The organism is Ralstonia edaphi (assembly GCF_958350185.1).
Lineage (GTDB): Bacteria > Pseudomonadota > Gammaproteobacteria > Burkholderiales > Burkholderiaceae > Ralstonia > Ralstonia edaphi.
Genome location: NZ_CATWHI010000005.1, coordinates 79,305 through 92,289, shown reverse-complemented (window position 1 = coordinate 92,289; position 12,985 = coordinate 79,305). Strand labels below are relative to the sequence as shown.

General features: G+C 64.1%; 11 protein-coding genes. 6 read left to right on the top strand and 5 right to left on the bottom strand.

The window, feature by feature from the left end; all coding sequences use genetic code 11:
• The gene (locus R2669_RS17925; RefSeq protein WP_147214218.1) at positions 1-732 is read left to right on the top strand and encodes an SAM-dependent methyltransferase; all 732 of its coding nucleotides are present in this window, start codon (positions 1-3) and stop codon (positions 730-732) included.
• Between the two features lie 5 nt (positions 733-737).
• Here R2669_RS17925 and R2669_RS17920 read toward each other — a convergent pair whose 3' ends face one another.
• From R2669_RS17920 to R2669_RS17905, 4 genes are read right to left on the bottom strand one after another with little or no spacing between them, the layout of a single operon-like run.
• Complete coding sequence (locus R2669_RS17920; protein WP_316901847.1) at positions 738-1,850, bottom strand: S49 family peptidase; 1,113 nt, start codon at positions 1,848-1,850, stop codon at positions 738-740.
• A gap of 37 nt (positions 1,851-1,887) precedes the next feature.
• Positions 1,888-2,289, bottom strand: a complete 402-nt coding sequence (locus tag R2669_RS17915; protein WP_316901574.1) for a Rieske (2Fe-2S) protein — start codon at positions 2,287-2,289, stop codon at positions 1,888-1,890.
• On the bottom strand, positions 2,282-2,941 hold the full coding sequence (locus R2669_RS17910) for an HAD-IA family hydrolase (protein ID WP_316901572.1): 660 nt from the start codon (positions 2,939-2,941) through the stop codon (positions 2,282-2,284). The genes R2669_RS17915 and R2669_RS17910 overlap by 8 nt, the downstream gene beginning before the upstream one ends.
• A complete protein-coding gene (locus R2669_RS17905; protein ID WP_316901846.1) occupies positions 2,922-3,956 on the bottom strand; it encodes an RluA family pseudouridine synthase in 1,035 nt (344 codons plus the stop codon). Before R2669_RS17905 ends, R2669_RS17910 begins: the two co-directional genes overlap by 20 nt.
• A 735-nt stretch (positions 3,957-4,691) precedes the next feature.
• On the opposite strand from R2669_RS17905, the gene R2669_RS17900 reads away from it, so the two are divergent.
• The 5 genes from R2669_RS17900 to R2669_RS17880 all read left to right on the top strand — a co-directional run bounded on the left by R2669_RS17900 (position 4,692) and on the right by R2669_RS17880 (position 11,423).
• Positions 4,692-7,739: an Rne/Rng family ribonuclease gene (locus tag R2669_RS17900; RefSeq protein WP_147214214.1), complete on the top strand. Its 3,048-nt coding sequence runs from the start codon at positions 4,692-4,694 to the stop codon at positions 7,737-7,739.
• A gap of 184 nt (positions 7,740-7,923) precedes the next feature.
• On the top strand, positions 7,924-9,045 hold the full coding sequence (gene moaA / locus R2669_RS17895; RefSeq protein ID WP_147214213.1) for a GTP 3',8-cyclase MoaA: 1,122 nt from the start codon (positions 7,924-7,926) through the stop codon (positions 9,043-9,045).
• A gap of 20 nt (positions 9,046-9,065) precedes the next feature.
• The gene (gene mobA / locus R2669_RS17890) at positions 9,066-9,680 is read left to right on the top strand and encodes a molybdenum cofactor guanylyltransferase MobA (protein WP_147214212.1); all 615 of its coding nucleotides are present in this window, start codon (positions 9,066-9,068) and stop codon (positions 9,678-9,680) included.
• 32 nt (positions 9,681-9,712) lie between these two features.
• A complete protein-coding gene (gene moeA / locus R2669_RS17885) occupies positions 9,713-10,993 on the top strand; it encodes a molybdopterin molybdotransferase MoeA (protein ID WP_147214211.1) in 1,281 nt (426 codons plus the stop codon).
• 151 nt (positions 10,994-11,144) lie between these two features.
• Positions 11,145-11,423, top strand: a complete 279-nt coding sequence (locus tag R2669_RS17880; protein WP_004635681.1) for a hypothetical protein — start codon at positions 11,145-11,147, stop codon at positions 11,421-11,423.
• A 75-nt stretch (positions 11,424-11,498) separates the two neighbouring features.
• Here the strand turns inward: R2669_RS17880 and R2669_RS17875 are convergent, their stop codons facing one another.
• Positions 11,499-12,983 carry a DNA recombination protein RmuC gene (locus R2669_RS17875; RefSeq protein WP_316888072.1) on the bottom strand — a complete coding sequence of 495 codons (1,485 nt, stop codon included), beginning with the start codon at positions 12,981-12,983 and terminating at the stop codon, positions 11,499-11,501.
• Positions 12,984-12,985 lie beyond the last annotated feature (2 nt).

The window sequence follows — 12,985 nt, the reverse complement described above, 5'->3', positions numbered from 1 at the left end:
ATGGCCGGTACGCTTTACCTCATTCCAAATACGCTGGGGTCGCGCGATGCGGCCGACCCGCTGCCCGATGTGATTCCGGCGGGCGTGCAGCAGATCACCGCACAACTCGACTATTTCGTCGCCGAACACGCCAAGACGGCGCGTGCGCTGCTCAAAAAGCTGGCCGAGACGACACCGCTGGCACGTCCGCTGCAGGAAATCACCATTCGCGAACTGAACGTCAAAACGCCGGAATCGGAACTGGAAGCGCTGCTGGCGCCAGTGGTTGCCGGGCAAGACGCGGGGCTGATGTCGGAAGCCGGCGTGCCGGCGGTGGCCGATCCGGGCGCGAATCTCGTCCGTCTCGCGCACCGACGTGGCGTGCGCGTAAAACCGCTGGTGGGACCGAGTTCGATTCTGCTGGCGGTGATGGCGTCCGGTCTGAACGGCCAGAGCTTTGCGTTCAACGGCTATCTGCCGGTCGACGCGACTGAGCGCAAGACGAAGCTGCGCGCATTGGAACAACTTTCACGCTCCGCCGCCCAAACTCAGGTCTTCATCGAAACGCCCTACCGCAATGGCGCGTTGCTCGAGGCCATCCAGGCTGGCTGCGCGCCGAGTACGCTGCTGTCGATCGCAGTGGACCTGACGCTGCCGAGCGAGCAGGTCGTCACGCTTCCGGTGAGCGACTGGCGGGCCGACCGCATGAACTTGCACAAACGGCCGGCGATCTTCTCGCTGCTGGCGCGATAGCGCGCTTATTCCTTCATCAAGAGCTTGAGCTGGCCCGTCGCGGCCAGCGCTTTCACGGCACCCGCGCCCATCGCCGTGCCGAGCTTGCGTGCCACGCGCGAGGCGAAGTTTTCCTTGACCGTGTAGTCGACCACGTCCGGCGCCTTGATGACACTGCGCGCGACAAAGTCCGAGCTGCCGATCGCGTCGGCCAAGCCAAGATCCACGGCCTTGGCACCCGTCCAGAACAGCCCGGTGAACAGCGTCGGATCGTCCTTCAGTCGGTTGCCGCGCCCTTGCTTGACCACATCGATGAACTGCTGGTGCACCTGGTCCAGCATCTCCTGCGCGTATTGCTTCTGCTGCGGCGACACGGGCGAGAACGGATCAAGCATCCCCTTGTTCGAACCAGCCGTGAGCAAGCGGCGCTCCACGCCCACCTTGTCCATCAGACCGGTGAAGCCGAAGCCGTCCATCAGCACACCGATGGAGCCGACGATGCTGGCTTTGTCGACGTAAATCTTGTCTGCAGCGGCGGCCACGTAATAGCCGCCCGACGCGCACATCTCCTCCACCACCACGTACAACGGAATCTTCTTGTACTTGGCACGCAGACGGCGAATTTCATCGTTGATCATGCCGGCCTGCACCGGCGAGCCGCCCGGCGAGTTGATCTTCAGGATCACGCCAACCGTGTTGTCGTCCGCAAACGCGGCTTGCAACGACGCATTGATGTTTTCAGCGCTGGCATTCGTGTTGGCCGCAATTTCGCCGTCAAGGGTGACAACGGCCGTGTGACGGCCCGTGCTGACGGTTTCGCCTTCCAGGCTGGCAAACGCATAAATGAGGATCCCGATCAGGCCGAGCGTCACGAAGCGGAAAAAGATGCGCCAGCGGCGCGCCGCCCGCTGCTCGCGGACGGTCGCCAACAATACCTTTTCGAGTACCTCACGCTCCCAGCCGCTGGCTTGCGCGGACGCTGCTGGCGCAGATGCCGACGCGGGCTTGCCTGCTGCCGGGTTGCGCAATTCGGCTTCGAGCGGATGATCCGCGTGCTGGGTGACCTCCAGCCCTTCTGGTTTGCCTGCACCCTCGTTGGGCGCGTCTTCGGGGCCTTTCGGCGGAATCGAGTCGGTCATAGACAAGAAAAAACGATCGAGATGAAGAACTGCGCGACTAGGCAGACGGCGTTGGCGCTGGCGCGGGAGCCGGTGCGCGGAATAACGCATCCGGCTGCCACCAGACCGCCCCGTCTCGCTCGGCAATCTCCAGCTTGGATAAATGCGAACCTCGGCACGGCCCGCCGACGCATCGGCCAGTATCCGGCTCGTAAATGGCGCCATGCGTCGCGCACATCAGGTACAGGCCGGAGCTTTCAAAAAACTGGCCTTCCTGCCAGTCCATTTCCATCGGCACATGCGCGCACTGGTTCAGATAACCATGGACCTCGCCCGCGTAGCGGACGACGAACGCGCTGACGAGGCGGCCCCGCACCTCCACCTGAAACCGGACACCCAAGCCGCCATCTTCCAACGCAGCACTCTCGCACACACGAATCTGTTCAGGCATGTCAGGCATGCTGCGTCAGCCAATTGTGCAAATCAGGAACGGACTTCGCGGAATACAGCGGCGTCAGCGAGTCCAGCACATCGGCCGGATGCGCACCGTACGTAACAGCCACACCAGCGGCACCCGCATTGGCGGCCATCTGCAGATCGTGCGTCGTGTCGCCGATCATCAGCGTGCGCTCGACTTCCATGCCGAGATCGCGCGTCAGTTCGAGCAGCATCGCGGGGTGCGGCTTGGAGAACGTCTCATCGGCGCAGCGGGTGTTATCGAACACGCCCGTCAGGTTGGTCGCCTCCATCGCACGTTGCAGGCCGACGCGAGACTTGCCCGTCGCCACAGCCAGCAGATAGTTCTGGCGGCGCAGCGCTTCCAGCATTTCGCGTACACCCGGAAACAGGACGAGGTGCGCGTCGCGGCTCAGGTAATGGAAGCGATACCGGTCAGCCAGCTTGCCGTAATCGGCCGGATCGAGCGTCGGAACGGCATATTCGAGGGCATCCCTCAGTCCCAGGCCGATCACATGGCTGGCGCGCGCATCGTCGGGCACCGGCAGGTCAAGATCCCGGCAGGCAAGCTGGATTGATCGGGTGATGGCCGACGTCGAATCCATCAACGTGCCATCCCAATCGAAGACGATCAGATCAAAGCGTTGCTGCGGCATCGGAATCGGGGCTCTGGAAAGCGTTGAGGAAATCGGCACACTCAGCAGGCAACGGGGCGTTAAACGTCACCGTTTCACCGCTTTGCGGGTGGGTCAGCTGCAGACGATGGGAGTGCAGGAACATCCGCGCCAGTCGGGGCGAAGCCTTCGCGCGGGACAGCGCCTTGTTCAGGGCGAAATCGCCGTACTTGTCGTCGCCCAGGATCGGAAAGCCGGCGTGCGCCAAGTGCACCCGAATCTGGTGCGTGCGCCCCGTTTTCAGTTCGGCCTCCAGCAATGTGTAGGGGCCAAACACGCCGACCTTGTTGAAGATCGTGTGCGACGCCTGCCCGTCGGCCTGCACGCGCACGCGACGCTCGCCTTCCGGCGTGGTGTATTTGTGTAGCGGCGACTTGATGTGTTGTCGCTTGTGCGGCCAGACGCCCTTCACAGCCGCAAAATACCGCTTGTCCAACTGGCCTTCGCGGATCTGTTCATGCAGCGCTACCAGCGCAGAGCGCTTTTTGGCAAGCAGCAGCACGCCCGACGTTTCGCGGTCGAGGCGATGCACCAGCTCCAGGAACTTGGCCTCCGGACGCGACTGGCGCAATTGCTCAATCACCCCGAACGCCACCCCCGAGCCGCCGTGCACGGCGACCCCGGCGGGCTTATCGATCACCAACAGATGTGTATCTTCGTGAAGGATCGTGAATTCCGCCGCCGGAACCACGCGCGCAGCTTCAGCCTGCTGCGCGATCCGAAGTGGCGGGATACGGACCAGATCGCCCAGTTTCAGGCGATATTCCGCGTCGATGCGACCCTTGTTCACCCGCACCTCGCCGGAACGCAGGATGCGATAGATATGGCTTTTGGGCACGCCCTTGGCCACGCGCATCAGGAAATTGTCGATGCGTTGCCCTTCGGCGTCTTCACCGATTTCAACATAGGCGACTGACTTGCCGTCGAGGGCATCGCCCAGGGTGCCACGTCCGGCCTGTTGAATGCGGCCATCAAATGGATGGCGTAACTCATTCATTTTCAATATAATTTTCTCGCTGGACAGTCGTTTAGGTGCCAGCAACAGCCGGTCGAAACGAAACAACAGGTATTGTACACAGCCACCGTTTCGGACCGGAACGTGCTGATCTCTCGCCCACTTGTGTTACAAAGCTAATCACGTGGCCGACTAATCGGCACGAAAGCAGCACGCACCGCTGTCCCATCGCGCAGGACGTGAACCAAAGATCACGTCGGCAACGTCGGCCAGCGTAGAACGAGCAGCTGGTAGAACAGAATTCAAAGGCGGGCGCCACATGGTCATCCATACGGCGCCCGCTTGGTGAAAGAAGCCCTTGCCGCACCAGACTGGTGCCGGCCGGCTGAACATCCGGTTACCGCGTTGCCATGGCGGTCCGGCGGCAAAACTCCAAAAAGCAGCACGCCGCCCGATTTGCCCCGCCGCGGGTTTCGTCCGGATAGGCCGTCCGTCAATTCGCTCTTTGTGGTCGCTTCACGCGACTCGCCGCCGCCGGCCCGCCTGCAAATGGATCGGGTCCGTGGCACGAGTGACAGGACGCGCAACTGACGCCAACGGCGTCCGCAGACTCCGCCCTGCCATCCATGATGACGCGTGGAATGCCCTCATTTCTTTCGCCCGTGCCCCGTCGCGCCTTTTTTGCTGGCCGACACACCGGCAATTCGTTGACCACCCGCTCCGCCTTTGCGTGCTCCATGAAGCGCCGTGCTCGCACGGCATTGGAGTGAGGTTGCAATGAAACGCATGTTGTTCAATGCGACGCAGCAAGAGGAATTGCGCGTCGCCATCGTCGATGGTCAGAAACTGATCGACATCGACATCGAAACTGCCGGGCGCGAACAGCGCAAAGGCAATATCTACAAGGGTGTCATCACCCGCATCGAACCGTCGCTGGAAGCGTGCTTCGTCAATTACGGCGAAGAGCGGCACGGTTTCCTGCCCTTCAAGGAAGTCGCCCGCGCCTATTTCAAGGACGGGGTGGACGTGCGCGGCGCACGCATCCAGGACGCCCTGTCTGAGGGCCAGGAACTGATCGTCCAGGTTGAAAAGGAAGAACGCGGCAACAAGGGCGCAGCCCTGACCACGTTCATCTCGCTGGCCGGCCGCTACTTGGTGCTGATGCCCAACAACCCGCGTGGCGGCGGTGTGTCGCGCCGCATCGAGGGCGAAGACCGACAGGAACTGCGCGAGACGATGGCGCAACTGCAAGTGCCGGACGGCATGAGCATCATCGCCCGCACCGCCGGCATCGGCCGTTCCGCTGAAGAGCTGCAGTGGGACTTGAACTACCTGATGCAGTTGTGGAAGGCCGTTGACGGCGCTGCCGTCGACAACAAGGCCCCGCTGCTGATCTATCTCGAATCCAGCCTGGTGATCCGGGCGATTCGCGATTACTTCCAGCCGGATATCGGTGAAATCCTGATCGATACGGACGATATCTACGATCAGGCCCGCGCTTTCATGAGCGTGGTGATGCCCGACAACATGAATCGGGTGAAGAAGTACCGCGACGACGTTCCCCTGTTCTCGCGCTTCCAGATCGAACACCAGATCGAATCGGCGTATTCGCGCATGGTCATGCTGCCGTCGGGTGGCGCCATCGTGATCGACCACACCGAGGCACTCGTCGCCATTGACGTGAACTCGGCGCGCGCCACCAAGGGCGCAGATATCGAGGAAACCGCTGCGCGCACGAACCTCGAAGCCGCCGACGAAATCGCCCGCCAGCTGCGCCTGCGCGACTTGGGCGGCCTGATCGTGATCGACTTCATCGACATGGAGTCGAGCAAGGCGCAGAAAGACGTCGAAACCCGCCTCAAAGACGCACTGCGCCACGACCGCGCCCGCGTTCAGATGGGCAAGATCAGCCGTTTCGGCCTGATGGAACTGTCGCGCCAACGCCTGCGTCCGTCGCTGTCGGAAGGCTCGCACGTCACTTGCCCGCGCTGTAACGGCACGGGTCACATCCGCGATACCGAATCGTCCGCCCTGCAGGTGCTGCGCATCATCCAGGAAGAGGCGATGAAGGAAAACACCGCCGCGATCCACTGCCAGGTGCCGGTGGAAGTGGCCGCGTTCCTGCTCAACGAGAAGCGCCCGGACATCAACCTGATCGAGACGCGCTTCAAGGTCAACGTGCTCCTGATCCCGAACAAGCATCTGGAGACGCCGCACTACAAGCTCGAGCGCCTGCGCCACGACGATCCGCGTCTGGACGACGACAAGGCCAGCTACAAGATGGCCGAAGAGGCCGCCAAGGAACTGGAAGCCGACACCGCGTACAGCACCCGCAAGGAAGCCGCCAAGCCGCGCCAGGAAGCCGCCGTCAAGGGCATCACGCCGGACCAACCGGCGCCCGTGTCGGTGCCGCGCGCCGAGCGTCCGGCTCGTACGGAAGCCGCTCCCGCACCGCAGGCGCCGGCTCCGGTGCCTGCCCAGGGTGGTTTCGTTTCGTGGCTGAAATCGCTGTTTGGCGCAAAGCCGGCCGAGCCGGTGGTGGCCGCGCCCGTCGAAACGCCGAAGCAACGTGCTGAAGAAGGCAACCGCCAAGGCCGTGGCAATCGCCAGGACCGTGGTGGCCGTGGCCAGCGCGGCGAACGTGGCGAGCGCCAAGGTCAGGGCCAGAACGGCCGTGACGGCAACCGCCAGGGCCGTGAGCGCAACGAAGCTCGCGAAGGTCAGCAACAGGGCCAGCGCGAAGGTCAGCAACAGGGCCAGCGCGAAGGTCAACGTGACGGCCAGCGCGGCAACCGTGATCGCAACCGCCAGCCGGCCCAGGTCGAGGGCGCTGTTCGCGAGACGGCTGAAGCTCGTCAGCCGCAACAAGGTCAAGAGGTTCGCGCCGAGGGCCAGAATCAAGGCCAAGGCCGCCGCGAGCGCAATCAGGAACGTCGCGAGCGCCAACCGCGTGAGGGCCGTGAAGCCCGCGAGGGTCGCGAGCCGCGTGAGCCACGTGAAAACCGCGAACCACGCGAAAACCGTGGCGAACGCGATCAACAGGCCAAGGAAGCCGCAGCCGTGGCCGCCGAAGCCCTGATCGATCAGACCGCTGCGTCGCAAGTGCCGCAACCGCTGCTCGACACCGCTGCTCCGGCAGAAAGCATCGCCGGCGAAGGCGTGACGCCGGGCGCGGAAGGCAACGGTGAAGGTGAAGAGCGCCGTCGCCGTGGTCGTCGTGGCCGTAACCGTTATCGCCGTGACCGCGAGGGCGCGGAAGGCGTCCGCGCCGAAGGTGAAGGCGAGAACGAAAACGCCGAAACCGCCGACGAAGCCGTCGCCGAAATGCATGCCGAGCCGGTGCTGCCGGCAACCGTGACGGAACCTGTGCAGACGACGTCGTTTGCCCCGGTCGAGAATCCGGCTCCGGTGGTGCAAGAGCCGGTGCATGGGGCGGAAGCCGTGGCGCCTGTGTCGGCCCTGCCGCAAGTGCAGCCGACGGAGCCCGCAATGGCAACGGCTACCGCAGCGCCCGCGCCGGAAGCGGCAGTGGCAGCGCCTCAAGAAACCATCGTGACGGCCTTTGCAGAAGTGCCGGCTCCGGTCAGCACGATTGCGAAGGCTTCGCCGCTGCCGATCGAGACGCTGCAGAGCGTGCTCGACAACGCCGGCATGACGTGGGTCCATACCGACAGCCAGAAGCTGCGTGCATCGCAGGAAGAAGCTGCGCGCACTGTCGCAGCCCCGCGTGTGCCCCGCGAGCGCAAACCGCTGCCGCCGATCCAGCACGGCCCGATGATCCTGGTTGAAACCAACCGCCCGGCGGGTGGCGCAGACCAGCAATAAGCAACACACCGGCGGGCGACCGCCGGGGGCGAATGCGTGAGGGCGGCTTCGGCCGCCCTTTTTTCTGTGCGCGATATATCGAGTATGAAACCCCACCGCTCGCGCGGGACAGGGGCTGCGCTACACTCGAAGTTGTATCGAGTGCAACACTCCCGCTTCGTGGATTGACGCACCGCACCACACCATGACCGAAACCGTCATCCCCCTCTACGATTTGCGCGATGGTCAGCACCATCGCGCCACGGTACCCAGCGTGCCGAACGTGCTCGTCCCCGCAGAGGGCACGCTGACAGACACGCGCGGCCGCAGGCTGCACGATCTGCGCATCTCGGTGACGGACCGCTGCAATTTCCGCTGCGTGTACTGCATGCCGAAGGACGTCTTCGACAAGGATTACCGCTTTCTGCGGCATTCCGAGCTGCTGTCGTTCGAAGAGATCGAGCGCATGGCGCGGCTGTTTATCGAGCATGGTGTCGAAAAGATCCGCCTGACGGGTGGCGAGCCGTTGCTGCGCAAGAACATCGAACGATTGGTCGAAATGCTCGCGCGCCTCACCACCGCCGAAGGCAAGCCGCTGGACCTCACGCTCACGACCAACGGCGCCCTGCTCGCCCGCAAGGCGCAATCGCTCAAGGACGCGGGCCTGAGCCGCGTGACCGTCAGCCTGGACGGCATCGACGATGTCACTTTCCGCCGTATGAACGATGTCGACTTCGCTGTGAGCGAGGTGCTGCACGGTATCGAAGTCGCGCAGAACGTGGGCCTGGCGCCGCTGAAGGTCAACATGGTCGTCAAGAAAGGCGACAACGACGATCAGATCGTGCCGATGGCGCGCCACTTCCGGGGCAGCGGCATCATCGTGCGCTTTATCGAATACATGGACGTCGGCACGACCAACCACTGGGAAATGCGCTCTGTCGTGCCCTCGTCGCAGGTCGTCGAGCGTTTGTCTGCAGAATTTGCGATCGAGCCCGTATCGGCCAACTACAGCGGCGAAACCGCCGAGCGTTGGCGCTACACCGATGGTGCGGGCGAAATCGGCGTGATCTCCAGCGTGACGCAAGCGTTCTGCCACGCGTGCACGCGTGCCCGGTTGTCGACCGAAGGCAAGCTGTATCTCTGCCTGTTCGCCACCGAAGGTTTCGACCTGCGCGCGCTATTGCGCGGCGGCGCAACCGACCTCGAAATCTCCAACGCGATCCGCTCTGTCTGGCAGGGCCGCGCCGACCGCTATTCCGAATTGCGTGCGAGCGGCAAGGCCCAGCCGGCCGGCCGGCGCATCGAAATGTCCTACATCGGCGGGTGAATCCGCCAGCGTTCAACGACATGATTCCGACATCCGACATCACCGGCCTGATCCTGGCCGGCGGCCGGGGCAGCCGCATGGGCGGCGTTGACAAGGGCCTGCAGACATTTCGCGGCGCGCCGATGGCGATGCACACGCTGATGCGCCTGTCGCCGCAGGTAGGCCACATGCTGATCAACGCCAATCGCAACCTCGCTGCGTACGAATCGTTTGGCGTGCCGGTGGTGGCGGATCCGGTGCCGGACTTTGCCGGCCCCTTGGCGGGCATCCTGGCCGGGCTGGAGCAATGCCAGACGCGTTACCTGCTGACCGCGCCGTGCGATTCGCCTTTCGTGCCGACCGACCTGGCCGCCAAGCTCTCGCACGCAATGGAAGAAGCCAATGCGCGCATCGCCATGCCGGTGACGATGGAGCCGGATGCGCAAGGGGTACCGCGCCGGCAGGTGCAGCCGGTCTTCTGTCTGATCGATGCGCTGCTGGCTGACGACCTGATCGTCTATCTGCAAGGCGGGGGCCGCAAGATCGAAACCTGGACGGCACGTCATCCGACGGTCGACGTCGTGTTCGACGACAGCGCCGCCTTCGCCAACATCAACACGCTGGAAGAACTGCACCAGCTGGCCGAGCGCCGCTAGAGCGCCAACGCCACCGATTCCTCATCGACGTCATGACCACCCTCGCCTCCGTCGTTTCGTGTCTGTCCGATTACGATCCGAACGCCCTGCCCGTCGCGCAGGCGCAAGCCATCATGCGCGACTTCGTGCAGCCCGTGACGGGCGTCGCCCGCGTGCCCATTCGCAGCGCGCTGGACCGCGTGCTCGCCGAAGACGTGCTGTCGTCCATCGACGTGCCTTCGCACGACAACTCGGCAATGGACGGCTTTGCCTTTGCCAGCGCGGAACTGGGCGGCGGCGCAGGAGAAGTCTCATTGCGCGTGATCGGCACGGCGTATGCGGGTGTCGCCTTTGACGGCGCGCCCAGCGCGGGCGAAGCCGTGCGCGTCATGACCGGCGCCGTCATGCCGGCGGGCTGCGATACGGTCATCCCGCAGGAATTCACGCAAGGCGATGCCAACACCGTCCGCTTTGCCCGCGATGCCGTGCGTGCCGGCGACAACCGTCGTCTGCGTGGCGAAGATCTCGCGCGTGGCAGCGCCGCGCTGTCCGCCGGCCGTACGCTGCGCCCGGCCGATATCGGTCTGCTGGCCTCGCTCGGCATCGCCGAAGTGTCGGTGCGCCGCAAGCTGCGCGTGGCGTTCTTCTCCACCGGCGACGAGTTGCGCTCCATTGGTGAACCGCTCGACGCCGGCTGTGTGTATGACTCCAACCGCTACACGCTGCACGGCATGCTTTCGCGCCTGGGTGTGGAATTGCTCGACATGGGCGTCGTGCGCGACGACCCGGAGGCGCTTGAAACCGCCTTCCGCACCGCCGCCGAAAACGCCGATGCGATCATCACTTCGGGCGGGGTCTCCGTCGGCGAAGCGGACTTCACCAAACAGATGATGGCCAAGCTGGGCGACGTGACGTTCTGGAAGATCGCCATGCGCCCGGGCCGCCCGATGGCGTTCGGACGCATCGCGTCAAATGGCCACAGCGCATTCCTCTTTGGCTTGCCCGGCAACCCGGTGGCGGTGATGGTGACGTTCTATCACTTCGTGCGCGGCGCGCTGCTGCGCATGATGGGCGCCGCCGACGCCGGCGCACCGCTGGTGCCGGCCGTGAGCGCCGCCCCGATCCGCAAGCGGCCCGGGCGCACGGAATATCAGCGCGCAATCGCCGCCCTGAACGATCGCGGCCAGCTCGAAGTCCGCCTGACCGGCCAGCAGGGTTCCGGCGTGCTGCGCTCCATGAGTGAAGCCAATTGCTTCGTTGTGCTAGCCCACGAACAGGGCCAGGTCAACGCTGGCGACGCCGTGCAGGTCCTGCTGTTCGACGGTCTCGTCTAAGCGGCGTGGCGACGGCGGCTCTTGCGCCGCCAGCAACACCGCAGGCTGTCGGTTTTTTGCGTCACCTCCGGGCTGCGGGTATCGGTGCACCGGTCGATTCGCTACACTCTGCGCCAGTTTGATTGTTTCGGATTTGAGCCTGAGCACTGCCATGATGACCAAGGAGATTGCGTATCTTCACCCGGCCCATACCGCCCGCGCGCTGGTACTGGTGTATCTCTGTTTCTCGCTGCCGGTCGTGGGGCTGTTCTTCTTCGTCGGCTTTGTCCGCTACGGTGAACTGCCGACGATCGTCGTGCTCAGCGGCCTGATTCTCAATGCCCTGGTGGGTTTTGGCGCGCTGTGGCTCGCCTGCCATGCCTACAACTGGGTCGCCGAGCGCTTTGGCGGCATCGAGATCCTGCTGCGCGACGTGCCGGAAGAAGCCTGATCGCTTCCTCGGTGCAAGAAGAAGGGGCGGAATATCCGCCCCTTTTCTTTTGCTGATGGCCCGGTCAGACCGGTCTTAATCGGCCTCGATTTCCTCATCCGGCGGCACGGCGGTTTCCAGCCCCAGCACGCTCTGCGCGGAATCACTCGGCAATGCCTCCACGGCCTTGAGCTTGCGATTCATCTGCCGCGTACGCACCTCGGCCTGCTCGATGTTGCTGACGGCGCGCTCCAGCGTTTTCTTCGTCGCGGCCAGCACGTCGCCAAACTTTCCGAACTCGCTCTTTACGGCGCCGAGCACCTGCCAGACTTCGCTGGAGCGCTTTTCCAGCGCCAGCGTTCGGAAGCCCATCTGCAGACTGTTGAGGATCGCGGTGAGCGTGGTCGGCCCCGCCACCGTCACGCGGAACTTGCGCTGCAGCTCATCCGTCAGGCCGGGGCGGCGCAGCACTTCAGCGTAAAGACCTTCCGTCGGCAGAAACAGGATGGCGAAGTCGGTCGTGGCCGGCGGCGCGATGTACTTCTCGTGGATGGTCTGCGCCTCCTTGCGCACCGCGACTTCCAGCTCGCGGCTCGCGCCGGCAGCGGCTTCGGCATCGGCACGTTCCTGTGCGTCGAGCAGGCGTTCGTACTGCTCTTTCGGGAACTTGGCATCGATCGGCAGCCAGACGGTGGCATCGTGATCGGCATCGGTCTTGCCGGGCAGGCGGATGGCAAACTCCACGCGCGCACCCGTACCGTGCACGGTCTCGACGTTCTTGTCGTACTGCTCGGGCGTCAGCATCTGCTCCAGCAGCATCTCAAGCTGGACCTCGCCCCAGGTGCCGCGCGTCTTCACGTTGGTCAACACCTTCTTCAGGTCGCCCACGCCCTGGGCCAGTGCCTGCATTTCGCCCAGGCCGCGATGTACCTGCTCAAGCCGATCCGACACCAGCTTGAACGATTCACCCAGACGCTGCTCCAGCGTGGCGTGCAGCTTTTCGTCGACGGTGCGGCGCATCTCGTCGAGCTTGGTCGCGTTGTTCGCCTCGATGTCCTTGAGCTTCTGCTCCAGCGTGGCGCGTACCTCGGCCAGACGACGCTCGTTGCCCTCCCCCAATTGCGCGAGCTGCTGCTGCATCGTTTCGCCAAATCGGCGCAGCGCGTTGCCCTGCTCTTCGCGTGCCTGCTGCGCTTGCTGCTGCAGGTTCTGACGCACCGCCTCGAGCTGCTGCGTGTTGGTCTCGGTCAGCTTGGTCAGCTGCTGCGCGAACGTGTCGATCTGGTTGTTCTGCAGCGTGGCGACGCTGGTGAGCTGCGTGGCCAGCACCTGCTGAAATTGCCCCAGTTGTTGCGTGACGTCGCTGCGGCCGATGCGGGCCGTCTCGGCAATTTCGCCGCGCAGTTCTCGCTCGATGCGTTCGTTGCCGCGCGTGAGTTCGCGCATGAGCCCATCTTGCAGCGCCGCAAGCGTCGGCGATACATCGTTTTCGGCCGGGCGAGACACACCACGCCAGATCAGCACACACAGCACGGCCACCACGGCCACGCCCAGCAACGTCAGTAAAGCCAACCAGTCCATAT